Genomic DNA, 22,708 nt, shown 5'->3' with positions numbered 1-22,708 from the left:
CTACTCATCCAAAAATGTTTTTTGTAATAATCTAAATGATTCCATAGTGTCATCTATTGGATTGAATTGAATAATTGGTAAATCAATCCCTGTTTCTTTAAATTCATCAAGTTGTTTCTTACATTCCTCAGGTGTTCCACATATTGTAAGTTTTTGTAACATGGAATTTGAAACTAATTCATGATTTGATGAAAAACCAGATTTTTTGAACTCTTCATATATGTTTGATGTCTCATTTTTGAATCCATTTTTTGCTAAAAACTCTCTATACACTTTACCTACAGATATATAAAATGCCAATGTTTTTTTTGCACGTTCAATTGCCTTTTCAGAATTTTCTGAAACACATGTGATTATTTGACACGTAACATCGATTTTTCTTTTTGACTGCATTTTTGTAATAGTTTCTTTCATTTCATTTTTTGGTCTAAGATAAAAAATTACTCCATCTCCAATACTCCATGTTAAATTTACCATCTTTTCATTAACTGCTGCAATGTAGATTGGAATTGATTCTCTTTGTGGTTTAATTAGTAATCTAAAATTTTTTAAATTGAAAATGTTTCCTGAATAAGTGATTGCTTTTCCAGATGAGATTAGTCTAATTATTTCCACATATTCTTTCATTCGCTCTAATGGTTTTTCAAATTTGTATCCGTGAAAAGTTTCTACTATTGGGAGACTGCTAGTCCCAAGACCTAGGATCAGCCTTCCATTTGATATGGTGTCTACTGTGACTGCACCCATTGCAATCGCTGCAGGACTTCTAGAATAGATGTTGATAATTGATGAGCCTATTTTTTGAGTAGATGTTTTTCCAGAAACTGCGGTTAACATGGAAAAATTCTCCATTCCCCATGTTTCAGGCACCCAAATTGTCTCTGTTTGAGTATTAGACATGATTTTGGCACAATTTAATATCTCATTTACTGAAAGCATTGAGCCCAAACTGCATGCAATACGCATGAAGACCATACGATGTTTGGATATTCTAGTGTTCTGTTTTAGCATTGGGTTAATTTTCCTTGAGGCGCCGTATTATCAGAAAATCCCTAAAATACAACTTGATGAGTGAACAAGTATTTGTACAAAAACCATCTTATGAATCCAATTTTTGGAATGACGCTACAAAATATGCCTCTGCTAGCAAAGATGAATCCTTTGTTGAAGAAGTGGCATACATGATGGTTACATTGCACAGAACTGGTGCCTAAATTAAAATTTTATTTTATTATTTTCTTTATTTCTAGCGCACATTCTTCCATGTCTTTGAATGAGTCTACTGAATACCATTTTGCATTTTTGAATTTAACTGTGTTTAGTATACCTTTTTTTGCATATTTTGGAAAAACTGTTTTTTCAATATCTCCTATATCTGGAAGTTCTTTTAGGACTTCTTTTTGTAAGTGATAAATTCCTGCATTCATCCAAGTATCTGAAATTTCTTTTTTTTCTCTGAAATTCAAAATTTTATCATCATCTGTTTCTAAAATACCATATTTTGTCCTTAATTCAATTGCAGCAATTGCATTTTTCTTTTCTCTTAATTTCTTTAAATCAATGTTTGTAATTGTATCTCCATTTAATACAAAAAATGATTTTTCTTTAATCATCTTTCCAGCTTTTTTAATTGCTCCTCCGGTACCTAAAGGAGTTTTTTCTATAGAGAATTTGATTTTGATTCCAACATCTTTCATATTCAAGTGATTTTCAATCATTTCTGTCTTATATCCTGTACAAATAATAACCTCATTAATTCCAAATTTTTTCAAATATCTTATTTGCCATTCAATTATAGGGACATTTTTTATTGGAACTAGGGGTTTTGGCACATAATCTGTTATTGGTTTTAGACGTTTTCCACGACCGCCAGCTAAAATTATTGCTCTCAATAAAACTATTCTATCTATACAGTATATGAAAATGTCTACTCTTGTTTTTTTGATTCATTAGATTCTACAACTGCATCCATTTTTTTTGCAAATTCATTGTAGATTTTTTCTAAATCTTTTAAAGGTATTTCAGTTCCTAAAAGTTTCATAGTTTTATGCCAAGACTCGATATATTTTTCATCATCAAATCCTTTTCCTAATGTTTCTGCAATGGAATTGAGTCCTTCGGTTTTACCTAGAGCATAAATTGCTATCTCTCGTTCAGTTAGCATCGTTTTCACTTTCTGTCATATAGTAGTGTAGTTCAGTGTAACACTCTACACAATATTCTTCATAGTCTGTATGATCACAATCATATACTTTTTTTACATCATTGTTACATTTAGCACAAATTGGCATGATGTTCTCAGTTAAGATTTTGCTATTTTAATTCCACCTAAAGCCAACTGGATTATTGCAGGGGCAAACAACATTGCAGTAGATGCAACAGGATCTCTGTCTGAGGCTTCTGCTCCCGGGGCAGGATTTGCTAAAACCACAATTCCACCTATAATGATCAAAATTCCTGAGATAACGATCATGACTCCTAATCCTTTTGATGGTTCTTTTCTAGAAATAAAGAATGCAATAATTGGTAAAATTAATGCAGGTCCACCTAAGCCAATACCTCTTTGCATGTGATCAAGTGGTAAAAATCCGTTATCGCTATCTGAAGACATTGCAACTGCTACATCTGCCGCATAAATTACAAGTAATGCTATTGCGATTCCTGTAATAACTAGTGCAGCACTTAATGCCATAATGATTTTTTTTCTTCACAATTAATAAACTTAGTTAGACTGATTGTACTACTGCCCTAGGTTTAATGGATTCTAATTTTTTGAGTAAATCTTCAATTGATTCATTGTTAGTTGAAATGAGATTAAAATGACCCAATTTTCTCATGGGTTTAGAAATTTTCTTACCATACATTTTAAGAAATAAATTTTCATCAAGAATTTCTAATGGTTTGTATTCTCCTTCAAATGATTTTGTTCCCAATATGTTATACATGATTGTTGGACGTAAAAGTTTGGTGCTACCAAGTTCTAATCCCAAAATTGCACGCAAATGTTGTTCAAATTGAGATGTTTCACTTGATTGTAAAGTATGATGTCCAGAATTGTGTACTCGTGGAGCAATTTCATTAATTGCTATTTGATCATCTTGTGTTACAAACATTTCTATTCCAAATACCCCTGCTCCTTTTAACACATCCATTGTTTGATTGGCAATTTTTTCAGCCTTTTCGGTTACATCTGAAGAAACTCTTGCAGGGGCAATTGTCTCACGTAAAATGTTTTCTTCATGGATATTTTCAACTAGAGGGTATGTTTTGATTTGACCTTTGGTATTTCTAGCTGCAATTACTGATACTTCCATTTTAAATGAAACAAATTTTTCTAGCATTAATTTTTGGCCCTTGAAATAATCAAATGCTTTTTCTACATCATTTTCAGAATTTATTTTAAAATTACCTCGTCCATCATATGCATCACGTCTTGCTTTTAGTAATGCAGGAATTCCAAATTTTTTCAATCCATCTCTCACATCATCGGTATTTGAGATTTCTATAAATTCTGGAACAGGAATATTGTGTTCTTTTAGAAATGTTTTTTGTAAAAATTTGTCTTGAATTGTATGTAGTGTTTCTGGCGAGGGATTTATCTCAGCATTTTTTTCAACGGATTTTAGTACATTACTGTCTCCCGACTCAATCTCATATGTAATGATATCTGATTTTTCAGAGAGCTCAATTATGGCTGCCTTATCTTTGAAATCTGCAAGTATTTGCTCAGCTCCAACTTGGGTAGCGGGGCAATTTTCAGTTGGATCTAGCACTATGATTTTTGAAACATGTTCTGGCATCTTTTTAGCTGCTTCAGTAATCATCATTCCAAGCTGTCCACCTCCTATAATCCCCAGAATTTTTGTCATTATCGTATTCAATATTTATCGAACAAATATAGCTAATGCTGTTTTGTTTTTCCTATTCTTTTTGTAACAGTTATTGTTAATTACTCTCTAGTTTTTTCTAATACTGTGACATATTCAAAAAAACCATTAGTTGGAATAATTATGGGATCTAGTTCAGATAGCAGAATCATGAAAGGTGCGGCTGAAATTTTTGATGAATTTAAAATTAAGCATGAAGATCAAATAATTTCGGCACATAGAACTCCTTCCAGATTGGCAGAATATGCACAACATGCTGAAAAGATGGGATTTAAAGTAATAATTGCAGGTGCGGGAGGAGCTGCACATTTGCCTGGAATGATTGCATCTCATACAATCATTCCTGTGATTGGAGTTCCCATTTTAGTATACAATGACAAGCACCCAAAGAAAACAGATGCCGCAAAGTTTTCCGCATTTGGGGGTTTAGATTCACTATTGTCCATCACGGAAATGCCTTCAGGGTCACCAGTAGTTTCTGTGGGAGTCAATAAAGCTGGAAATGCTGGAATTTATGCAATGAAAATTCTTGCAAATGAATTCCCTGAATTAAAAAATAAATTGAAACAACATAAATCTGATCAACACAAATCAGTTCTTAAAGAATCTGAACAATTGAAAAAACAAGGCTTATCAAAATTTACTAAAACTAAATTCAAATGATTCAAGTTAATAATGTGAATTGAACATCCTTCTTTCGTAATGCCTCAATTAAGGCATCCGCTTGCTCTTTTCCTTGAGTTTCTAGATTCATAGTAACTGCTGCAGAACCAGCATTAACATTTGAGCTTAATCTATCATGAACGACTTCAACGATGTTTGCATTGGCAAGGGTGATTTCATCCACAATTTCTTTGAATGCTCCTGGTCTATCAGGCAACAAAACTGATAATTTTAATAATCTACCCATAGCAGCTAGTCCCTTATCAACAATTTGGCCTAATAGATACATGTCTACATTACCTCCTGCTAAAATCGCAACAACTTTTTTTCCTTGTGCCGGTTTTTTAGAAATTAGATATGCCAGACTTGCAGCGCCAGCTGGTTCAACCACAAATTTCATTCGTTCCATTAATAAGAACATGGCTTTTGTAATTTCAGTATCATCTACTAAAACAACCTCATCAACCAATTGGTTAATTACACTAAATGTTAATTGTCCCGGGATTTTTACAGATATGCCATCTGCTATAGTTCTTGCACCTCCGGTTGCAGTTATTGAACCTTGTTTAACTGATTCATACATAGATGGAAATGATCTTGATTGAACACCTACTACTTTAACATCAGGATTTTTTTCTTTAATGGCAATTAATACCCCAGCTGCTAGACCCCCACCACCTATTGGAAGATAAACCTCTTCTACATCTGGTAACTCTTCAAGTATTTCTAATCCGATGACTCCTTGTGCTGCTATGATTTGTGGATCGTCAAATGCATGTATCATAGTTGCACCTGTTTCATTTGCTATCTCTTTTGCTTTGGCAGATGATTCATCATAGTTAATTCCCTCTAAGATTACTTTTGCGCCATATCCTTTTGTTGCTGCAACCTTTGCAGGAGAAGCATTTTTTGGCATAACTATAGTACATGGAATTTTTTCTAATGCCGATGCGAGTGCAACACCCTGTGCATGATTTCCGGCAGATGCAGCTACTACTCCATGTTTTTTTTCATCATCAGACAATGATTTGATTTTATAGTATGCTCCACGAATTTTAAATGATCCAGTTTTTTGCCGAAATTCTGCTTTTAGAAAAATCTCTGAATTTGTAAGTTCACTAAAAGTAGGAGAATGAATTAAAGGAGTCTTTTTTATTTCATTTCCTCGCATAGAGTTTGCTTTTTTTATCTCATCATATGTTGGGTTCATTGGAAATGTTGCTAAGAAAACGATGTATTTGACTTCTTCTATACAAAAATTATTTTTTTAGTCAAATTTTATACGTAAATTTCCAGGAATGCCTAAATACTTTAGAAATCCCGTTGAAAATATATCAAGGAATCAGAAACTCCCCTTTGAGAAAATTTTCTCATTTTCTGGTTCCTTGATCTTTATGAATTTATGATATCTGAAAACTCATCTAATCTTTTTATGATGTTTTCTTTTGTAGAGTTCGACATTTTTCGCGGATCAAATAACCCTTCTTTAGTATTATTTTTTACAAATTCTAAATCAAATGTACATAAACATCCTTCTTCACCTGTAACGAGTTTTGAATCATCAATTAATGTCGGAGTTGTTTGATATGTTTCAACTAAAAGAGAATCTAATTCATTAAATAATTTTGTCTTTTTTTCAGACAGTTTTTGAAAATCAACACCTGATTGTTTTTCAATTTCGGCGAAAATTTTTTCCCTAAACTCATCATTTTCATAAAACACTTCAAATAATTTTTGATGATCAAAATCCTTGTACCCCATCTCTTTTAATTTATCTAAAACAAATTGATCACTATTATCTGAAAACTCTTGTTCTTTGTTTTTTGTCATATCAATTATCTCTGCTAACTCTTTTTGACAATCAATTACTCTTTGAACTGGTTTGTAATATAGCAAAACATGAAATTGTATTGAAATGTGTCCTGAAATTAAATAATTTCCTTCCATGATTTCAAATTTCATAAAAATCCTTCTAATGTCTTCATTATTTGATATTGTAACATCTTGAATAGACCATTCCTTTAGATTTTTACTTATATTTTGAAAATAATCCATCACTAGTTTAGGATCAAATGTTTTTTGTTCAGACACGGTAGAGTCTCCTAACATCACTTTAACATCGATCATTTTTGTCATATCGGAAATTTTTGATAGAAATGATTTTTGGATTGATTCATTTTTTTGATTCAAAAGTTGAATAAATTCATTTGGAGATCTTGTTCCTAAACGCACAAGAATTACCAAATTATTGTTCTCCTTAAACCTTCATCAATCTCTAAATACAGAATAAGGTGATTCTAGGCATGAGGGATTCCGATTTCAGGTGTCATGATTGCAAAGGAGAGATTGTAGAGTATTATCATGAAGGATATAAGGGAAAGAGAGGAAAATGTCTTCAATGTGGGCATGAATTCCCACTAGAATAGGTGATGAATATTGGAAGAAAATAATGTCGAAAAAAAGTCAGATTCTAATAACAAGAAAGAGGTAGTAGATATGCTACTTAGTTCTGCATCTGAAAAAACATTGGATTCAGAATCTATGATTTTAGAAACCCAAAAACGAGTTTGGGGGGCATTAAAAAAAGGATACCAGTATTCTGGAGTTGCAAATGAATCTGATAAATTTTTACGAAAAAATGTATTTTCAAAAGTGGATTTAGTTGTAATCTATGTTGATCTTGTTGGTTCAACTACCATGACTTTAGAAATGCCTGAAGAAAAAATTGCGATAATAATTAGCTCCTTTGCACAAGAAATGGCAGCAGTAATTAGACAACATGAAGGATATGTCTTAAAATTTGTAGGTGATGCAGTTATCGGATATTTTGATGCTCAAAGTAACGGATTGCTTGCATCAGATAGTGCTGTTAATTGTGCAAAATCAATGATTTCAGTTATTCAAAAAGGAATTAACCCAATTCTTAATCAATATGATTATCCAGATTTGATGGTAAAGATTGGAGTGGATTTTGGACAAAACATGGTGGTAAGATATGGAGCTGATGCTGAGCATTCACATGTAGATTTAATGGGGCCTGCCATGAATATTGCTGCTAAAATTCAAAATATGGCAAAACCTAATCAAATTTTGATTGGCAATGATGTGTATCAAAGATTACACCCAAATCTTCAAAGAGACTTTGTGAGTGTTGTGTGGAAAAAGGATGAATGGAAATATCGTTCCAGAGTAACTGGGGAAATTTACAAAGTTTATGAATTCAAAGGATAGTCTGAAATTTTTATTCATACTGTGAAATTGTCAGGACATTCTACATGTTCATAATGATGTTCTGTGAATTTTTCTTGAACCACGTAGATTACTATCTTATGTAGTTCCTTTTCTCCAATGTCTTTTTTACATCTAAGACATGTCTTTTTTGATTCGACCATGCGTACCTGCGATCTAAACTGGGAATCTATAAGGATCTGCGATCAACTTGAATTGAGCAAAAACGACTCAGATTTTACTAAACGGTATATCAAATGCCTAAAGCAAGGCAGAAATATAGCAAATTCAAACCAATCTCATGGAAAACTCAGTGAATAAACATCTTCAAGACCTGTATGGATTGAATCCAAATATTCCTCATATGGCATTACAATTTCCTAGATTACCACCTGGATTGACACATCCAATGTTTAAGATACATGAAAATCCAGTAAAAGAACAATTTTCAAGAGATGTAGAAACAGTTAGTCAAAAGCTTCAAGGATTCCAACATATGTATCAACAATATGCAGCAGGGTTATTATCAGGTCATCCAATCATCCCTCCAAGCCATCCATTATACACTAAACAAAATTCGGTGCAAACACTAAAAGCTGAAAACGATAAATTGCTTAAAGAAAATACCGAATTAAAGAAAAAATTAGAAAAAAAATCTAAAAAGTAAAATTGAAAATGTGGCAATTCATATGTTGCAAATGGTAAGAATCCTTATTAATTCCAAATCCAATTTTTAATATGGGCAAAACTCCTGCAGATAAATGGAAAGATACTGTAGTCAAATATCGAAAACAATGTCAACGAATCCTAAAAGTGTCAAAGAGCATAAGATATGCAGGTGTAATCAATGTATATGGTAGAACTCTAGCTGGAATGGTACAACCAAATCTTAAACCTCTATTAAAATCTGAACAAGTAAAAAATGAATTTTTTATTCTTTCAACTTTGATGTCTTTGCGAAAAAATACTGCAAGTACTGTTGGAAAATTAGAACATGTTATTTTACAACATCAAAAAGTAACAATTGTCATTTTGCAAAAAAATGACATTACCTTTTATGTTTCTATTAATAGAAAAGAAAAAGGCTTAGAAAAAATTATTTCTTCAATAAAGAAGATAGTCTAAGCAGGTGTAAATCCGTGGTATCCGCCAGTTTGTTCAGCTTTATCTGAGAAACTTGGCTCAAACAAGGAAATCAAATAATCATCAGGATCTGAAATTACAGCATTTTTTCCTGCATCTTTTTCAACAATTTCACGATGGATTTTGACTCCTTTTTCTCTTAATTCTTCAACTGCGGATTTTACATCTCCAACTAGAAAACCGATTGTGATTCCACTTTCAAGAGCATTTCCATGTTGTTCTGTTATGGAAGCTGGATGGAGACTCAGTAAAGCTCCTGAAGTGCCCAAATCAACCCATGTTCTTCTCTGATTTTTTATTGGGAGTCCAATAATTTCATTGTAGAATTGAACTGATTTGTCTAGGTCCTTTACGGCCAAAATCACATTTCCAACTTTTTTAATATTCACAGATATGCTACCTCGAAGTTCTTTAAATTAATTGTCATTGAACTTCGACCATGGTTTCAGTTCGTTCAACTCCGTTGATTTTTTGGATTTGGTTGGCAACTTCTTTAATTTGTATTAATTGGTTAACATCAATAATAGCGACTGCATCAAATTGACCACTAGTAGGAAATGAATCAGACACTGAATTGATCTTACGTAATCTTGCCGCAATTAATTTTTTGGGAGATTTTACTAAAATTATGGCCCTTACCATCCCAGATTTACCTCCACCTCAATTAGAGTTTCAGTAGTTACAATATCTTTGATTTTCTTGAAATCTATTACCATGTTATTGATGTCTTCGATTCCTCCTTGTAAAAGAACACTAATGTCTGCACGACCTGTTACTACCATAATCTGTTTGACCACCTTTCTTTTCTTTTTTAGAATTTGGACAACAGAGTCTACTTTTCCTGGTTTTACAGTAATTAGACATAATGCACGCATACAGGTACTATGTTATTGAATCGGATAAAGATTCCTAGTCAAATGCTTCCTGAGACCTTGCTTCTTCTAAATATGCACGTCTTTCTTCATTGACTTTTTCCTGATCAATTTCAATATCATCATCTACTATAACTATCCCCATATCTCCAACAGGTTCATCTTTTTTGGTTTTTGATTTGGTTGCTTTAGCCTTAGATTTTGTAGTTTTTGCCTTAGCCTTTGATTTGGTTGCTTTAGCCTTAGATTTTGTAGTTTTTGCCTTAGGGTTTTTTGATTTAGTCTTCTTTACAGATTTTTTTTCAGCCATGAATGTCGAAAATCTAGAGGTCGCCTTATTTTTAAATATTTTGTAGAATTGGTTTTTTGGGGATTTTGTACAAATATTTTCCGATCAACCAAACTTTTTGTTAATGGTAGATGAAAGTAGCCATCTGAGTCAAAAATTTACTTTAAGATCAATTTATCAAAAGTATCTTAATCATTAATTTTGGGAGGTGAAAGAAGATAGCAACGTTAGCAGATTATGCAACTATTGGCGATTCAGTCAGCTTGGCAAAAATTGGCGATAAAGCGTTTACCATTACATTCATTGAAGATTCAGATTATACTCAAGGAGACATAATCACAAAAGGAGTAAAGATTACCACTAAAGAAACTTTTGAAGTTGAAGGTAATTTTGTAAATAAATTCCATACAACAAGAGTAGCAATTGTTAAAAAATTCAGTAATGAGAAATTACGTTCAGATGTAAATAATGGAAATGCTTTGGGACCAGTTAAATGCGTCTCTGAAAAATCCGCTTCTGGAAAGAGTTTTTATAATTTAGTAGATATATGATATTTTAAAAAAATCATGATCACCATACTTAATATTTTTTTTAATATTAAAACAGTGCCGGGCGGGATTTATGAAATCACATGAGTACTCTAACATTTCAAAAAAATTAAAAAAATTTTTTGAAAAATTGAATTTTTTGCAAAACGTGTTCAGTGCCACTACAGAGTATCCCAACGCCACAGTAAATTCCCTGATAGGGATTTGAACGGAAACAATGGTTTCAGACTATCATGTCGATAAAAATCATGGTCAAAGATACATCAGAAAAAACATTGATTATTCCCGATATTCATAATGATTACAATACAGCAAAAAAATTATCTCAAGAAAATCCTCACAAAATTGTATTCTTGGGAGACTATTTTGATGATTTTGGAGATAAAGTACAAGATGCAACAAACATTGCTAAATGGCTCAAAAAATAATTACAGCAAGAAACCAGGATTCATCTGATTGGAAACCATGTTCTGAGTTACATGTCTGACAATCACAACCACTCATACATTTTACTTGTTTGCAATCTGAACACATCTGTCTATGGTTTCATACTGGTGCTGTATTCATAATTTTATTGTCTGTTTCAGACTTTTAACACTTTGATAATTTGTAATCTGTAGTTAGACTATGAAAGTTCTCAAGTTTATCTAAAATGAAAACCATATGATAGTGTGAAGGTACTTGTTCTATTAGTTGTTGTTTTACTTGCATTCGGAGTAATTATCGAAGCTAGTGCATATGGAAACTATCAACTAGAATCAGAATATGAATACCTGCTTGTTGAATCCGACAAAGAATCTTATGTGATTGGTGAGGTGATAAACATTACGGGCGCGGTTGAGAAATACCATGAAAATGAATCCGTCCAAATAATCCTTTATGCTCCTACTGGAAAGATAGTATCGCTGCTGAAAACGGATGTCAGTCCAGAGAAAAATTTTTCAATATTTATTGATACGGCTGATTTCAAAAAAACTGGCGTATATACTATTAAATCTAATTTCGGACGGTATTCTGAAATCGCAGAGATTAGCTTTGTAATTAATTCGTATGAGAAACCTAACCTCAATCAAAATATTGGCGTCAATACTGATATTTTTACAACAAATTCTGAATCACAAGAACTTATTCCAGGATGGGTTCGTAGTACTGCGAAATGGTGGTCATTGAACCAAATATCTGATTTTGAGTTCATTGAAGGCATCAAATATCTGATAAAGCAAAAGACAATTGATTTTCCAAAAGACGTATCCATGAAAGGTAAAGACATGCGAAAAGATCTTGCAGAGATTAGAAAAAACTCTGAATGGTGGAGTGATGGCCGTTTATCAAATTCTGAATTTTTAAAGTCACTTCAATATTTACTTGATGAAGACAGCCCAAAAAATCCAGCTACTCTTTTTATTACTCCTAAAAATTATCGTTTTGGCCAACCTGTCACAATTACTCTGATTGATCCTGACTTGAACTTGAACAGTAACCTGCAAGATATTTACCTGGTCGTAAATAATCCTAATTCTCCATTTGTTGATACCGTTGGGTCCGCTAGTGGTGGAATCTTATTAGAAGTTAGAATCAAAGATGTGAGGTATCAAAGATGTACCGTTGATGGCATAGAACATGGAGGATTGGCATCTACAGGGTTTACGCTTGTTGAAACAAGTCCAAGTTCTGGAATATTTGAGGGCACCTTCAAAGTGCCAACTAAAATCTGCAATAAATCAGGTACTGAATTAATTTCTTCTGGAGGGGGAAGCATTAGTCTGCGCTATCATGATTTCAGAGATTCTTTTGGCCAACCACACGTTCAACAGACGCGATAATTTGGATTTCATACTCCTATACAAGATTACGAAAATTTAGAATAATCCATTATTTTTCATGTAAGGGCACTAATGTGATATTACAATGCCGGGGGCGGGATTTGAACGCGCGACAGCCCGGTCTTCAGCCGAGTGCTCTCCCAGGCTGAGCTACCCCGGCACTCAAAAAATGTTGCTGGTTGAGGAATTAAAGTGTGTCCATCCGTCTAGATTTTCATAATAGTATTTTTCTAATCCCAAATACATTATGTTTAATCCAAGTTTTTAATCCAACATAATCAAACGTATTATCGTATCTCTAATTTTTCTAGAATTTTTTCTTTATTGCCTAGTAATTTTTTAACTATTTGTTCTATATCTGCATCAATGTCAGTACTGATTAAAATTAATGTTTTATCAGATAATTCAATTGTTGCTCTCTTTACTAATTTATAGACAGTCATAGTGTAAACTGGAGATCCTAATTTTGAAGATAATTCCTTACGCTCGTTCCATCTTCTCAGTGCGTTTTGGAGAGATTTTTTTGTTTCTTCTTTTGTCATATAACTTTCTAAACCCCATTTCATCTGTCCATCTAAATGATCATGATGATATATGCCGATAAATCTAATTTGGGAACTAATTTTGAATATGAAATTATAAAAATCTAGAGAAAACTTCATTGTTGTTATCTAGAATTTTTACATTAAAGAAATTATATTGTAAATATTGACAAAAAAGTCACGGGTTTTTAATAATTTTGTTGACTAAACTGCATTTTGGTTTTTTCTTCATTTAGTGTAAACATTATGTTCTGAAATTGGCATTTCAGTTATTTTTTCGACCAAGATACCGTTTACAGTATTCATTTGATTAACATTTGATATTATGTATGGGGGGAATGTTAAAATAAAATTTTGATTCAAGGGATGGTTTAAGGTTAATTTTTTTTTAATAATTCATTATTTTTGGGATTGTATAATGGTCTTTTAGAGTATTATCATAATCAATTATTATCATAAATGTATGTTCACCACATCTGCATCCCAAAAAGAATCCGTTGCAAGAGTTATTGCATTTCATTCTCTATGGTTTCCAGAGGATGTCCTTTTTCCCCTGTCTTTTATTGATTAGACGACCTAGAACAAAAAACAGATCAGATAATCGATTAAGGTAAATTAAGCAATTAGTGTTAATTTCATCTTTTTCTGCAAGATCTACTGTTAAGGTTTCAGCTCTTCGGACAATTGTTCTCGTAAATTGTAATTGAGCTGCCGGAATTGCCCCCCCTGGCAAAACGAAATTTGTCAAAGGCGGTAATTCTAATTCGAATTTATCAATATAATGTTCTAATTCTTGAATCATTTCCAGTGTAACTCTATTTTTTACATCATTAAGATTGGGATTTGACAGATCAGATCCTACAACAAACAAATCATTTTGAATTTTTGTAAGACAATTAAAAATATCCTTATCTACTGAATTTGCTAAAACAATTCCTAACGCAGCATTTGTCTCATCTACTGCCCCATAGGCAATAATTCTGGGATGAGATTTGGATATACGCAAATTTCCTTGAATACCAGTATTTCCATCATCACCTGTTTTGGTGTATATTTTCATATGATGGTATAATCCAACTCAACTATTATGTTGTTCGAAAATCTCAAAACTCTTTAGGAGAATACTTTGTATTAACTTACAATGATAGAAGATTTTTTAAAAATTGCTGTAAATCTGAAAAACGTACCACGGCAGGGATGGATAGACAAATTATCAATCAACAACCCTGAATCTGTTGCAGATCATACGTTTTCTATGAGTATTATAGGAATGATAATATCTGATTTAGAGAATCTAAATTCGGAAAAAATTCTAAAAATGATTTTATTGCATGATTTGGCTGAATCTAAAATTGGAGATATTGTTCCAGAAAAAATAAACGAAAAAGAAAAAGAAAAACTAGAAAACTCTGCATTTGACGAAATTATCCAAACTTTGCCGGATGCAACAAGTTCACAGTATTTTGATATGTGGAGAGAGTATCAGGAAAATTCTACTGCAGAAAGTCAAATTGTTCATCAAATTGACAAGTTGGAGATGGCACTTCAAGCAAAAATGTATCAATCTCAAGGACTTTCTAAAGAAAAACTGGACACTTTTTTTGAATCTGCAAAAAAAAGCATAACCCATCCAAGATTAAAAGAATTATTTACAAAGATTGTAGAGAGTAATTGAATGTCAGAATCTGAAAAAGATGAATTAATCGAAGCACAAAAACAGATTATTGGAATATTATTTGAAGTGATTAAAAGATTACAAGCCAACAGTGATTTAGATGAAGAGTATTTTGAGTTAATTACAAAAGAAAAAAAAGATCAATCAAGATTAGATGAGATTCTAAAAGAACGACAAGAAAATGCAAAGATTGTAGGTAGACTGTTAGAACAACTCGAAACCTAATGACCGCAACTACAATCATCATCAGAAAGTATTCTTAGATGAGCAGTTTGTTGGTATTTGTCTTGAACATAGTTTGAAAGATTTGCAATTCTTACCCGAGATTCTTTATTTTTCCAACTACCTTCATTTTCAAACCAGAATTCAATCTCATCAACATCATATCTCTCTCCACTTTCAACTAGCCCTTTGAATATTGATTTTATTTCGTCAACTTCGGATTCAGATAATTTTGATTTATCCTCAATCATAGTTGTAATTTCATTTAATTTGATTATTACATTATTTGTAAGAGGCATCGATTTGTTTAGAATAATATTCTATAACTATCTTTTGTGGCAATACTGTTTTTATAACAATTAGATACTTTGCCAAATATGCAATATTTTCAGGCATTAAAGCTTGGCCAAAAAAGAGTAGCAGAAGCAAGAGAATATCTCAATAAGTTAACTGATGGAAAAGCAATGCCAGCATTGGCGTTAACTGATACAAAATCCAATGTTTGGAAGCCTGTAGGTGAAGAAAATCTTTATGCATTTGTAGATGAATCAGCAGGGTTTGTTTTAACAGATAACAGCGGTTACATCTTGGCTTTAGTTGATAATAGCGGAGCATCTAAAACTATTGTTCAAGGAGTTACTCAAGAACAAAAAGAAAAGTTAGAAAAAATGTTCCAGTCAGATAATATTCCAAAATTTGAGGGAAAGGTAATTCTTCCTGTATAATTTTAGCCTCAAATAAAACGTAAAGCTTTAGTTATGATTGTGTCAAGAATAATAAAATGAGTAAATTTTCTCAAGAGATCGAAGTCAGTGGCCATTTGATTGACTCGTTAATTTTAACCAAAATATTTGATAAAATTATGGATTTGCAAGGTGAATTTCAAGTACAAGAAATCAGTATTGGGAAAAGAAAAAAAGATCAGTCCTATGCAAGATTGCTAGTCAAAGGAAAAAACCAAAAACATCTTGATGAAATTCTGCAAACAATTTACAGAGAAGGAGCAGTATCTAAAATCCAAAAGGAAATTAAATTAAAAAGATCTCCAAAAAACTATGTAATGCCCGATAATTTTTACAGTACTACCAATAATCACACCCAAGTTTTTCACAAAGGCAAATGGATTCAAGTAGAAAATATGATGATGGACAAGTGTATTGTTGTAAAAAACAACAAGGCATTTTGTGTTCCTGTAAGGGATGTCAAAAAAGGTGATCAAATCATCGTAGGTGAAGATGGGGTTAAGATTAATCCTCCTGAAAGACCTCGAGAGGGCTCCAACGTCTTTGAATTTATGGGAAGTTCAAGTTCTAGTGAAAGACCAACGCAACATATTGCAAAAAAAGTAGCAGACGACATATACAATACAAAAAAGAATGGGGGAAAAATCGTCATAGTAGGAGGTCCAGCAATTGTTCATACAGGTGCATCTGATGCAGTATCTGAGCTAATCAGAGCAGGATATATTGACGGAGTACTAGCAGGTAATGCTTTGGCAGTACATGATATTGAGTATGCTACTTTGGGAACATCACTTGGAATGAATGTTCATGATGCAACTCTAGCATATCGTGGTCATAGAAACCATATGGATGCAATTAACTCTGTTTTCAAGGCAGGATCTATTGCAAATATGGTAAAATCAAAAAAACTTACCAAAGGGATCATGTATGAATGTGTAAAAAATAAAGTCCCATTTGTTTTGGCAGGCTCAATTAGAGATGATGGTCCACTGCCTGATGTAATTACCGATGTAGCACAAGCCCAAAGAGAATACAAAAAAGTTCTAAAAGATGCAAAGATGGTCATAATGATCTCAACCATGCTTCATTCAATTGCAACTGGAAACATGCTACCTGCAAATGTCAAAGTCATTGTTGTTGATATCAACCAGCCAACCGTAACAAAACTTATGGATAGAGGAACATGGCAAGCACTTGGAATAGTTTCAGATGTAGGAGCATTCTTGCCCATGGTTGCACAACAAATTAGAAAAAAGAAATAATCAAATATCATGTTTTGAAGTTTTTTATCTAAATTTATGCTTCATCTTATATTAGGCAGAATTTAATTTCATTTTTAAACCGTAAAGGTATGCTTAGACCATCTCTTTTACAATAAAGACATTCTTCAAATTTGCCCACAAAATTAGATTGTTTTTAATCCAATTATCAGAAACAAATCTTTAGAGAAAATTCAGGTAAGACTAGCTAAAGGAGAGATAACAATAGAAGAATTTGAAATGCTAGAAAAAAAATTGAAAAAGATTTGATGTTTTGTAAAAATACAAAGTATTAGAGCGCGAGTAAATATTAACTGATTTTTGGAATTTCCTCTAAAATGTTGGGGTTTTCTAGAGAGGATAAATCACCCATGTCCATTCCCAAAAGTTTTGATTTTAAGAGCCTTCTCAGGATTTTACCAGTTCGAGTTTTTGGTAAATCACTTAATTGGAAAACAAATTTGGGTTTTGCAACTTTGCCTATCTTGTTTCCAATATAATCTGAAATTTCAGATTCCAAACCAGAGTTAGTTTTCTTGTCAGATACAATAAAAACAACAATTGCCTCACCTGTTAAATCATCAGGAATTGCAATAGAGGCAGCATCAGAAATTTTTTCATGTGAAATTACTGTGTGTTCAATTTCAGCAGTACTCATTCTGTGACCTGAAACATTGATTACATCATCAGTTCTTCCTCTCATGAACCAAAGATTATCATTATCAGCAAAAACATAATCGCCATGAAACCAAATGTTATCAAATCTAGACCAGTATGTTTCAATGAATCTCTGATCATCATTTAACAATCCTCTAGTCATTCCAGGCCAAGGGGATCTTATCACCAAATATCCATTTTGGTTTTGAATAGAATTCCCATCATCATCAACTACGTCAAGATTCATTCCAGGAACAGGTATTCCTACGGTAGATGGCTTAATATTCATTCCAGGAAGTACAGACAACATTGCACCACCAATTTCAGTGCCACCAGACAAATTCATTATCGGTATTTTTTTCTGACCAATTTTTTCAAACAGCCACCACCAAGAATCTTCATCGAGTGGTTCACCAGTAGTTGGAATGTTTTTAATTTTATCAAGAGAGTAGTTTCTCAAAGGCTCCTCGTTATTTTTTTTAAATAATCTTGTTGCAGTGGGGGAAATTCCAAATATTGTAACATCATATTCAGATAAAATTTTCCAGACTCTGTCAGAATTTGGGAAATCTAGCGCACCATCATAAATTACTGCACTGCCCCCCATAATCAGCAAACCATAAACATTCCACACTAAACCTGTAATCCAACCAATATCTGCAGGCCAAAACAGCACATCCCTAGGCTGTAAATCTATCAAATATGCTGCCTGATGACCTGCAAAAACAGAAAAACCTCCATGAACATGTACAACACCCTTTGGTTTACCAGTAGTTCCAGAAGTATACAAGATAAAGAGAGGATCTTCAGAATCCATTATTTCAGTATCACAGTTTGAATTTTGATCTGAAACTAATTCATCATAAAAAACAATATTTTCAGACTTTTCATAGACATCAACATCACCATATTTTACAACAATTATTTTTTCGATTTTTGTTTGAGATGTTGCTTTTTGAACAATTTCTTTTTGAGAAATTGATTTTCCTTTTCTAGTAAATCCATCAGTGACAAAAAGAATCTTTGCATTACAATCTTGCAATCTAACATGTAGAGATTCTGTGCTATACCCAGAAAAAATTACTGTTTGAATTGCACCAATTTTTGCTGATGCTAAAATTGCCAATATTGCTTCTTCAACCATTGGAAGATAAATTGCAACAACGTCACCTCTCTTTACACCTAGAGATTTTAGACCATTTGCAAGTTTTGATACTTTATGATCTAATTCTAAATAGGATATTTTTGATATTTTTCCACCTTCTGAAATAAAATGATATGCAGTTTTGTCTGGGGATATTTTTGCAAATTTTTCAACAGTAGACTTGCAGATGTTTGTCTTTCCATTTACAAACCACTTGGACCACATTATTCCTTTGGAGGAATCTAATGTTTGTGAATACATACTATCCCAAACAACTCCAATATCTTTATCGACTTCTTGCCAAAACCATTCTAAATTGTTTTTTGCTTTTTCAGATAATTCAGATAATGAGTTGATATTATGTTTCTGCATAAAACGAAAAATATTTGATTCTTCAATTTGTTTTTGTGTTGGAACAAATTCAAAATTAGACAAGATTCAATTGTTAAAATGATATTGAGTGTAAAAAGATTTCAGATTAAGATATGTCAATTCCTAGTCGTCTAGCACATGCAATCGCAGCTTTTCCTTGGTCTTCAGTAATTCCTGCCTTTTGAAATTCATCAGTCCAAGTGGTTCCAGTAAATTGAGTATTTTCACGGTAATATTCCCTTAAAATTACGCCTATTTCTTCATCTAGTCTCCTCCTAATTGCCTCAGTCATGCCTGCCTGAAGGATTGTTGCATCAGAAGTTGCCAATATTTTGATAAATTCAACATTCTCAAGTGAAAGCATAGTTATTCAATTTTCTTTTTTAACAGTTCCAATGTCATTTTGGGATCTGCCTTGCCTTTTGTTTTTTGCATAACTTTTCCTACAAGATAGTTAATGGTTTGAGGATTTGTTTTTGCTTGCTCTACTGCTCCTGCTTCTTCAGATATTACTTCATCAATAGTTTTTGTTAACTCTGATTCATCAGAAACATTTCCCAAATCTAAATCAGAGATTACTTGGGCCAAGTCTTTTCCGGTTTTTACAATTTCATACAATGCATTTTTTGCAGAATTTCTTGAAATTTTTCCAGATTGTATTGAATCAGCTAAATCTCTAAGATGATTAGGTGTAATTTTTGAAGATTCACGTTTTTCTCTTGTATCTACTAACCCCATCAAATCAGTGGTAATGATATTTGCAATCTCTTTTGCGTTTGATTCTGTATATGATTGTTCAAATAAATCAGAATAGAATTTATCTGATGATAAAACATCAGCGACTTGATTAGGGATATGGTGGTTAGAAACATATCGTTCTTTTTTAGAACTAATACTTTCAGGCATGTTAGATTTTAATTTCTCAAAAGTTTCTGAATCAATTTTTACCCAAGGAATATCTCCTTCTAAGAAATATCTATAGTCAAGTGCTTCTTCTTTTGAGCGAGACGATATTGTGATTTTACGTTTATCATCCCAATGACGAGTTTCTTGAACAATCTCAATATCACGTGCATGTAAGCTCTCTTGTCTAGTTATTTCAAAATGCACCGCTTTTTCTAAATCATGAAATGAACCGATATTTTTTATCTCAACTTTTTTTTCGCCTTCAATTGAGACATTGGCATCAGCCCTCATTGCACCTTCCAAACTAGGATCAGATATTCCCAAATTCTCAAGTAAATCAGACAAAATATTAAGAAATTCTCTTACTTGTTTTGGATTCTCAAAGTCAGGCTCTGTTACAATTTCTACTAAGGGTGTGCCTGCTCGATTATAATCAACTAATGTTATCTGATTCTTAGATGAATTTCCTTCGTAAATCAATCTACCAGGGTCTTCTTCTAGTTGGATTCGAGTAATTCTGATTTTCTTATCTCCAACCATGACAGAACCAGCACCACCAATACTAGTATCGCCATAGATGTTTAATTGAGTAATTTGGAAATTTTTGGGCAAGTCTGGATAAAAGTAATTTTTTCTAAAAAATGCAATTTTCTCAGGAGTTGAACAGTTTAGAGCCATCGCAATCATTGTTGCTTTTTTTACTGCTTCTTGGTTTAAACGAGGTAAACTTCCTGGCAAACCCATGCATATTGGACAGATGTTAGTGTTAATCTCATATGAACGATAATTTGCCTTACATGGACAAAATAACTTGCTCTCAAGATTTGTTAATTGACAATGAATTTCAAGCCCTATCTTAGTCATATTGGAACCTCAGGTAATTTCACAGTACTTTCAAGTGCAAATGCTGCTTGCAATAGTGATTTGTCTTCCATGGTATTTGCCATGATTTGCATTCCAATTGGTAAACCATTTGAGACATCAAAGGGTACGGAGATTGCAGGTATGCCAGTAAGATTTGCAGTTACGGTATTAATATCAACTAAAAATAGTGCAATAGGATCATCAATCTTTTCTCCAATCTTAAATGGTAATATTGGAACAGTGGGAGCTATAAGATAATCATATTTTTTAAATAACTCTGTAATTTCTCTAGTTAGTTTTTGTTTTACTTTGAGTGCTTTGAGGAAATACTTTCCTGCATGTCCTGCTGACGGAACAAACCCTCCGAGAATCATTCTTCTAGTTACCTCTGGTCCAAATTTTGTTCTGGCCTTTGAAATATAGGAATTAAACTCGTAACCTTCCACTGGAAAATCATAACCATATAGCAAGTTGTCATATCGTGCCAAATTACTTCCAGCCTCTGTTGCAGTAATTGTATAGTATGCGGCAACAGAGTATTTTACCATATCAAGTGAGACATACTCACAAGTAGCACCCAACCCTTCAAATTTTGAAACAGCATTTTTTGTAGCAGATAATACTGCAGGATCAATTCCATCTCCAATCATCTCTTGAATTATGCCAATTTTTTTACCTTCAATTCCAGCATCTATACCAGATAAGTAATTTTGATTTGAATTGGATATGGTTGTATCATCATTAGGATCTTGTCCAGAAATAATATCAAGCAAAAACGCTGTATCTTTTACAGTTCTAGTCATCGGTCCGATTTGTTCTATGCTGTTAGCATAAGAGATAAGTCCAAACCTGCTAATCAAACCGTATGTTGGCTTGTATCCCACAATGCCACAAAAACTTGCAGGGTTTCGTACAGACCCACCAGTATCAGAACCAAGAGACGCAACACATTCCAGTGCGCCAACAGATGCACCACTTCCGCCAGATGAACCTCCAGGAACACAATCAAGATTCCAAGGGTTGTGCGTAGGTCCATATGCACTAAATTCAGTTGTCAACCCCATTGCAAATTCATCCATGTTTGCTTTTCCAATAAATACCGCATCTTGTGCCTTAAGTTTTGAAATTACAGTTGCATCATAGGGCGCAATAAAGTCGTGCAACATTTTTGATGCACACGAAGTTCTGCTATCTTTGATGCAAATATTATCTTTAATTGATATTGGCATTCCAAAACATCCACCAACATTTTCACCAGATTTTATTTTCTTATCTATCTGCCTTGCACGTTCTACTGCATCTGAATTAACATCCAAAAATGCATGTACTTTGTCATCAATTTGGTTGATTCTTTCAACTGTTTTTGCAGTAAAATCTTCAGCAGAAATATTTCCATTTTTAACTTCTTGCACATACTCTAAAGCAGAAATTTTCAGATTCAATTATACCATCTTTGGGGCTCTAACGTAGGTTCCTTTATAGTGATTTAGTTTTTCAATTAGTTTATCAGGATATGGAATGTGTTCATCTTTTCTCAAAGAGGAAATAGAAATATCATCCATAACAATCTCTTCACCTTCAACTCCTGCTGAATCTAGAATACCAAAATAATCAATCATCGTATGGACTTTGTCAATGAATTCCTTATGATCATGTACATCAATTTTCATCATCTTTGTTACAATTTCAATTTCTTCTTCACTTACCACAACAATTCACCTAAAGTGCTAATTTTTATCCACATATTCTAAGGTTTTTGAGTCTGATCGAGTAAATTGTGCCCAAAAATCAACACAGAACTGCTTCATTCTTAATTCAATTTGAGATTGAATTTCTTTGATATAATGCTAGTGATTAACATTAGAAACTAA

The 22,708-nt window shown here is 32.9% G+C and carries 33 protein-coding genes and 1 tRNA gene; 13 read left to right on the top strand and 21 right to left on the bottom strand.

Going from position 1 to position 22,708, the window contains the following annotated elements; translation table 11 throughout:
• Nucleotides 1-966, bottom strand: coding sequence for an LLM class flavin-dependent oxidoreductase (locus tag C6989_RS09500; RefSeq protein ID WP_182127053.1), 966 nt, complete (start codon nt 964-966; stop codon nt 1-3).
• 101 nt (nt 967-1,067) lie between these two features.
• On the opposite strand from C6989_RS09500, the gene C6989_RS09495 reads away from it, so the two are divergent.
• Nucleotides 1,068-1,214: a hypothetical protein gene (locus C6989_RS09495; protein ID WP_182126985.1), complete on the top strand. Its 147-nt coding sequence runs from the start codon at nt 1,068-1,070 to the stop codon at nt 1,212-1,214.
• A gap of 9 nt (nt 1,215-1,223) precedes the next feature.
• Here C6989_RS09495 and C6989_RS09490 read toward each other — a convergent pair whose 3' ends face one another.
• The 4 genes from C6989_RS09490 to C6989_RS09475 form a co-directional block, all read right to left on the bottom strand.
• Nucleotides 1,224-1,892: a nucleotidyltransferase family protein gene (locus C6989_RS09490; protein ID WP_148703389.1), complete on the bottom strand. Its 669-nt coding sequence runs from the start codon at nt 1,890-1,892 to the stop codon at nt 1,224-1,226.
• Between the two features lie 35 nt (nt 1,893-1,927).
• Nucleotides 1,928-2,164 (bottom strand): hypothetical protein, encoded by a 237-nt coding sequence (locus C6989_RS09485; RefSeq protein ID WP_148703388.1) that lies wholly within the window; start codon nt 2,162-2,164, stop codon nt 1,928-1,930.
• 138 nt (nt 2,165-2,302) lie between these two features.
• Entirely contained in the window at nt 2,303-2,692 is a 390-nt protein-coding gene (locus C6989_RS09480; protein ID WP_182126984.1) for a hypothetical protein, read from the bottom strand.
• Nucleotides 2,693-2,726: 34 nt separating this feature from the next.
• The gene (locus tag C6989_RS09475) at nt 2,727-3,869 is read right to left on the bottom strand and encodes a 5-(carboxyamino)imidazole ribonucleotide synthase (protein WP_182126983.1); all 1,143 of its coding nucleotides are present in this window, start codon (nt 3,867-3,869) and stop codon (nt 2,727-2,729) included.
• A gap of 105 nt (nt 3,870-3,974) precedes the next feature.
• On the opposite strand from C6989_RS09475, the gene purE reads away from it, so the two are divergent.
• Nucleotides 3,975-4,550, top strand: coding sequence for a 5-(carboxyamino)imidazole ribonucleotide mutase (purE, locus tag C6989_RS09470; RefSeq protein WP_148703385.1), 576 nt, complete (start codon nt 3,975-3,977; stop codon nt 4,548-4,550).
• Nucleotide 4,551: 1 nt separating this feature from the next.
• Here the strand turns inward: purE and ilvA are convergent, their stop codons facing one another.
• Together ilvA and C6989_RS09460 are read right to left on the bottom strand one after the other, a co-directional pair.
• Nucleotides 4,552-5,760: a threonine ammonia-lyase gene (ilvA, locus tag C6989_RS09465; RefSeq protein WP_182126982.1), complete on the bottom strand. Its 1,209-nt coding sequence runs from the start codon at nt 5,758-5,760 to the stop codon at nt 4,552-4,554.
• Between the two features lie 182 nt (nt 5,761-5,942).
• The gene (locus tag C6989_RS09460) at nt 5,943-6,782 is read right to left on the bottom strand and encodes a hypothetical protein (RefSeq protein ID WP_148704160.1); all 840 of its coding nucleotides are present in this window, start codon (nt 6,780-6,782) and stop codon (nt 5,943-5,945) included.
• Nucleotides 6,783-6,853: 71 nt separating this feature from the next.
• On the opposite strand from C6989_RS09460, the gene C6989_RS10295 reads away from it, so the two are divergent.
• Nucleotides 6,854-6,976 carry a hypothetical protein gene (locus tag C6989_RS10295; protein ID WP_255464691.1) on the top strand — a complete coding sequence of 41 codons (123 nt, stop codon included), beginning with the start codon at nt 6,854-6,856 and terminating at the stop codon, nt 6,974-6,976.
• 70 nt (nt 6,977-7,046) lie between these two features.
• On the top strand, nt 7,047-7,781 hold the full coding sequence (locus C6989_RS09455; protein ID WP_237087754.1) for an adenylate/guanylate cyclase domain-containing protein: 735 nt from the start codon (nt 7,047-7,049) through the stop codon (nt 7,779-7,781).
• Nucleotides 7,782-7,795: 14 nt separating this feature from the next.
• Here C6989_RS09455 and C6989_RS09450 read toward each other — a convergent pair whose 3' ends face one another.
• On the bottom strand, nt 7,796-7,942 hold the full coding sequence (locus C6989_RS09450; protein ID WP_182126981.1) for a hypothetical protein: 147 nt from the start codon (nt 7,940-7,942) through the stop codon (nt 7,796-7,798).
• Nucleotides 7,943-8,079: 137 nt separating this feature from the next.
• On the opposite strand from C6989_RS09450, the gene C6989_RS09445 reads away from it, so the two are divergent.
• Entirely contained in the window at nt 8,080-8,445 is a 366-nt protein-coding gene (locus C6989_RS09445) for a hypothetical protein (RefSeq protein WP_182126980.1), read from the top strand.
• 71 nt (nt 8,446-8,516) lie between these two features.
• Nucleotides 8,517-8,903, top strand: a complete 387-nt coding sequence (locus C6989_RS09440; RefSeq protein WP_148703381.1) for a hypothetical protein — start codon at nt 8,517-8,519, stop codon at nt 8,901-8,903.
• Here the strand turns inward: C6989_RS09440 and C6989_RS09435 are convergent.
• Genes C6989_RS09435 through C6989_RS09420 form a run of 4 tightly spaced genes read right to left on the bottom strand, consistent with a single transcriptional unit; the run spans nt 8,900 to nt 10,103 of the window.
• A complete protein-coding gene (locus tag C6989_RS09435; protein WP_148703380.1) occupies nt 8,900-9,310 on the bottom strand; it encodes a VOC family protein in 411 nt (136 codons plus the stop codon). The genes C6989_RS09440 and C6989_RS09435 overlap by 4 nt on opposite strands.
• Nucleotides 9,311-9,344: 34 nt before the next feature.
• Nucleotides 9,345-9,563, bottom strand: a complete 219-nt coding sequence (locus C6989_RS09430) for an Lrp/AsnC ligand binding domain-containing protein (RefSeq protein ID WP_148703379.1) — start codon at nt 9,561-9,563, stop codon at nt 9,345-9,347.
• Entirely contained in the window at nt 9,557-9,796 is a 240-nt protein-coding gene (locus C6989_RS09425; protein WP_148703378.1) for a hypothetical protein, read from the bottom strand. The genes C6989_RS09430 and C6989_RS09425 overlap by 7 nt, the downstream gene beginning before the upstream one ends.
• A gap of 34 nt (nt 9,797-9,830) precedes the next feature.
• Complete coding sequence (locus C6989_RS09420) at nt 9,831-10,103, bottom strand: hypothetical protein (protein WP_148703377.1); 273 nt, start codon at nt 10,101-10,103, stop codon at nt 9,831-9,833.
• 242 nt (nt 10,104-10,345) lie between these two features.
• Here C6989_RS09420 and C6989_RS09415 point away from each other — a divergent pair, with 242 nt between their 5' ends.
• The 3 genes from C6989_RS09415 to C6989_RS09405 all read left to right on the top strand — a co-directional run bounded on the left by C6989_RS09415 (nt 10,346) and on the right by C6989_RS09405 (nt 12,453).
• Complete coding sequence (locus tag C6989_RS09415; RefSeq protein WP_182126979.1) at nt 10,346-10,633, top strand: hypothetical protein; 288 nt, start codon at nt 10,346-10,348, stop codon at nt 10,631-10,633.
• A 230-nt stretch (nt 10,634-10,863) separates the two neighbouring features.
• Nucleotides 10,864-11,058 (top strand): hypothetical protein, encoded by a 195-nt coding sequence (locus C6989_RS09410; protein ID WP_182126978.1) that lies wholly within the window; start codon nt 10,864-10,866, stop codon nt 11,056-11,058.
• Between the two features lie 243 nt (nt 11,059-11,301).
• The gene (locus tag C6989_RS09405) at nt 11,302-12,453 is read left to right on the top strand and encodes a hypothetical protein (RefSeq protein ID WP_182126977.1); all 1,152 of its coding nucleotides are present in this window, start codon (nt 11,302-11,304) and stop codon (nt 12,451-12,453) included.
• Nucleotides 12,454-12,539: 86 nt separating this feature from the next.
• Here C6989_RS09405 and C6989_RS09400 read toward each other — a convergent pair.
• The 3 genes from C6989_RS09400 to C6989_RS09390 all read right to left on the bottom strand — a co-directional run bounded on the left by C6989_RS09400 (nt 12,540) and on the right by C6989_RS09390 (nt 14,055).
• A tRNA-Phe gene (locus C6989_RS09400) sits at nt 12,540-12,613 on the bottom strand.
• A gap of 127 nt (nt 12,614-12,740) precedes the next feature.
• The gene (locus C6989_RS09395) at nt 12,741-13,115 is read right to left on the bottom strand and encodes a hypothetical protein (RefSeq protein WP_220462865.1); all 375 of its coding nucleotides are present in this window, start codon (nt 13,113-13,115) and stop codon (nt 12,741-12,743) included.
• A gap of 403 nt (nt 13,116-13,518) precedes the next feature.
• Complete coding sequence (locus tag C6989_RS09390) at nt 13,519-14,055, bottom strand: cob(I)yrinic acid a,c-diamide adenosyltransferase (protein ID WP_182126975.1); 537 nt, start codon at nt 14,053-14,055, stop codon at nt 13,519-13,521.
• 81 nt (nt 14,056-14,136) lie between these two features.
• On the opposite strand from C6989_RS09390, the gene C6989_RS09385 reads away from it, so the two are divergent.
• On the top strand, nt 14,137-14,670 hold the full coding sequence (locus C6989_RS09385; protein ID WP_148703371.1) for an HD domain-containing protein: 534 nt from the start codon (nt 14,137-14,139) through the stop codon (nt 14,668-14,670).
• Nucleotides 14,671-14,895, top strand: coding sequence for a hydrolase (locus C6989_RS09380; RefSeq protein WP_148703370.1), 225 nt, complete (start codon nt 14,671-14,673; stop codon nt 14,893-14,895).
• On the opposite strand, the gene C6989_RS09375 is transcribed toward C6989_RS09380, so the two are convergent.
• Nucleotides 14,892-15,191: a hypothetical protein gene (locus C6989_RS09375; protein WP_148703369.1), complete on the bottom strand. Its 300-nt coding sequence runs from the start codon at nt 15,189-15,191 to the stop codon at nt 14,892-14,894. The genes C6989_RS09380 and C6989_RS09375 overlap by 4 nt on opposite strands.
• Before the next feature lie 78 nt (nt 15,192-15,269).
• On the opposite strand from C6989_RS09375, the gene C6989_RS09370 reads away from it, so the two are divergent.
• Both C6989_RS09370 and C6989_RS09365 read left to right on the top strand, forming a co-directional pair.
• Nucleotides 15,270-15,617, top strand: coding sequence for a hypothetical protein (locus tag C6989_RS09370; protein ID WP_148703368.1), 348 nt, complete (start codon nt 15,270-15,272; stop codon nt 15,615-15,617).
• A 56-nt stretch (nt 15,618-15,673) separates the two neighbouring features.
• Nucleotides 15,674-16,897 (top strand): ornithine cyclodeaminase, nickel-pincer nucleotide-dependent, encoded by a 1,224-nt coding sequence (locus C6989_RS09365; protein ID WP_148703367.1) that lies wholly within the window; start codon nt 15,674-15,676, stop codon nt 16,895-16,897.
• Nucleotides 16,898-17,204: 307 nt separating this feature from the next.
• Here the strand turns inward: C6989_RS09365 and C6989_RS09360 are convergent, their stop codons facing one another.
• Genes C6989_RS09360 through C6989_RS09340 form a run of 5 tightly spaced genes read right to left on the bottom strand, consistent with a single transcriptional unit; the run spans nt 17,205 to nt 22,546 of the window.
• On the bottom strand, nt 17,205-19,130 hold the full coding sequence (locus C6989_RS09360) for an AMP-binding protein (RefSeq protein ID WP_182126974.1): 1,926 nt from the start codon (nt 19,128-19,130) through the stop codon (nt 17,205-17,207).
• Between the two features lie 43 nt (nt 19,131-19,173).
• On the bottom strand, nt 19,174-19,437 hold the full coding sequence (locus C6989_RS09355; RefSeq protein WP_148703365.1) for a hypothetical protein: 264 nt from the start codon (nt 19,435-19,437) through the stop codon (nt 19,174-19,176).
• Entirely contained in the window at nt 19,434-20,837 is a 1,404-nt protein-coding gene (gene gatB / locus C6989_RS09350; protein WP_182126973.1) for an Asp-tRNA(Asn)/Glu-tRNA(Gln) amidotransferase subunit GatB, read from the bottom strand. Before gatB ends, C6989_RS09355 begins: the two co-directional genes overlap by 4 nt.
• A complete protein-coding gene (gene gatA / locus C6989_RS09345) occupies nt 20,834-22,279 on the bottom strand; it encodes an Asp-tRNA(Asn)/Glu-tRNA(Gln) amidotransferase subunit GatA (protein ID WP_182126972.1) in 1,446 nt (481 codons plus the stop codon). Before gatA ends, gatB begins: the two co-directional genes overlap by 4 nt.
• A complete protein-coding gene (locus C6989_RS09340) occupies nt 22,280-22,546 on the bottom strand; it encodes a hypothetical protein (protein ID WP_148703362.1) in 267 nt (88 codons plus the stop codon).
• Nucleotides 22,547-22,708: the final 162 nt, after the last annotated feature.

The sequence above is a fragment of the Nitrosopumilus sp. b2 genome, from assembly GCF_014078535.1.
GTDB classification, from domain to species: Archaea; Thermoproteota; Nitrososphaeria; order Nitrososphaerales; family Nitrosopumilaceae; genus Nitrosopumilus; species Nitrosopumilus piranensis.
The sequence above is the reverse complement of the archived record's forward strand: the minus strand, read 5'-3'. Positions and strand labels throughout refer to the sequence as shown.

What these genes read in the sequence shown, in the direction of transcription:
- C6989_RS09500 (WP_182127053.1), bottom strand. Translation starts at nt 966, where the DNA reads ATGCGTATTGCATGCAGTTTGGGCTCAATGCTTTCAGTAAATGAGATA.
- C6989_RS09495 (WP_182126985.1), top strand. Translation starts at nt 1,068, where the DNA reads ATGAGTGAACAAGTATTTGTACAAAAACCATCTTATGAATCCAATTTT.
- C6989_RS09485 (WP_148703388.1), bottom strand. Translation starts at nt 2,164, where the DNA reads ATGCTAACTGAACGAGAGATAGCAATTTATGCTCTAGGTAAAACCGAA.
- C6989_RS09480 (WP_182126984.1), bottom strand. Translation starts at nt 2,692, where the DNA reads ATGGCATTAAGTGCTGCACTAGTTATTACAGGAATCGCAATAGCATTA.
- C6989_RS09475 (WP_182126983.1), bottom strand. Translation starts at nt 3,869, where the DNA reads ATGACAAAAATTCTGGGGATTATAGGAGGTGGACAGCTTGGAATGATG.
- ilvA (WP_182126982.1), bottom strand. Translation starts at nt 5,760, where the DNA reads ATGAACCCAACATATGATGAGATAAAAAAAGCAAACTCTATGCGAGGA.
- C6989_RS10295 (WP_255464691.1), top strand. Translation starts at nt 6,854, where the DNA reads ATGAGGGATTCCGATTTCAGGTGTCATGATTGCAAAGGAGAGATTGTA.
- C6989_RS09455 (WP_237087754.1), top strand. Translation starts at nt 7,047, where the DNA reads ATGCTACTTAGTTCTGCATCTGAAAAAACATTGGATTCAGAATCTATG.
- C6989_RS09450 (WP_182126981.1), bottom strand. Translation starts at nt 7,942, where the DNA reads ATGGTCGAATCAAAAAAGACATGTCTTAGATGTAAAAAAGACATTGGA.
- C6989_RS09445 (WP_182126980.1), top strand. Translation starts at nt 8,080, where the DNA reads ATGGAAAACTCAGTGAATAAACATCTTCAAGACCTGTATGGATTGAAT.
- C6989_RS09440 (WP_148703381.1), top strand. Translation starts at nt 8,517, where the DNA reads ATGGGCAAAACTCCTGCAGATAAATGGAAAGATACTGTAGTCAAATAT.
- C6989_RS09430 (WP_148703379.1), bottom strand. Translation starts at nt 9,563, where the DNA reads ATGGTAAGGGCCATAATTTTAGTAAAATCTCCCAAAAAATTAATTGCG.
- C6989_RS09425 (WP_148703378.1), bottom strand. Translation starts at nt 9,796, where the DNA reads ATGCGTGCATTATGTCTAATTACTGTAAAACCAGGAAAAGTAGACTCT.
- C6989_RS09420 (WP_148703377.1), bottom strand. Translation starts at nt 10,103, where the DNA reads ATGGCTGAAAAAAAATCTGTAAAGAAGACTAAATCAAAAAACCCTAAG.
- C6989_RS09410 (WP_182126978.1), top strand. Translation starts at nt 10,864, where the DNA reads ATGTCGATAAAAATCATGGTCAAAGATACATCAGAAAAAACATTGATT.
- C6989_RS09395 (WP_220462865.1), bottom strand. Translation starts at nt 13,115, where the DNA reads ATGAAGTTTTCTCTAGATTTTTATAATTTCATATTCAAAATTAGTTCC.
- C6989_RS09390 (WP_182126975.1), bottom strand. Translation starts at nt 14,055, where the DNA reads ATGAAAATATACACCAAAACAGGTGATGATGGAAATACTGGTATTCAA.
- C6989_RS09385 (WP_148703371.1), top strand. Translation starts at nt 14,137, where the DNA reads ATGATAGAAGATTTTTTAAAAATTGCTGTAAATCTGAAAAACGTACCA.
- C6989_RS09380 (WP_148703370.1), top strand. Translation starts at nt 14,671, where the DNA reads ATGTCAGAATCTGAAAAAGATGAATTAATCGAAGCACAAAAACAGATT.
- C6989_RS09375 (WP_148703369.1), bottom strand. Translation starts at nt 15,191, where the DNA reads ATGCCTCTTACAAATAATGTAATAATCAAATTAAATGAAATTACAACT.
- C6989_RS09370 (WP_148703368.1), top strand. Translation starts at nt 15,270, where the DNA reads ATGCAATATTTTCAGGCATTAAAGCTTGGCCAAAAAAGAGTAGCAGAA.
- C6989_RS09365 (WP_148703367.1), top strand. Translation starts at nt 15,674, where the DNA reads ATGAGTAAATTTTCTCAAGAGATCGAAGTCAGTGGCCATTTGATTGAC.
- gatB (WP_182126973.1), bottom strand. Translation starts at nt 20,837, where the DNA reads ATGACTAAGATAGGGCTTGAAATTCATTGTCAATTAACAAATCTTGAG.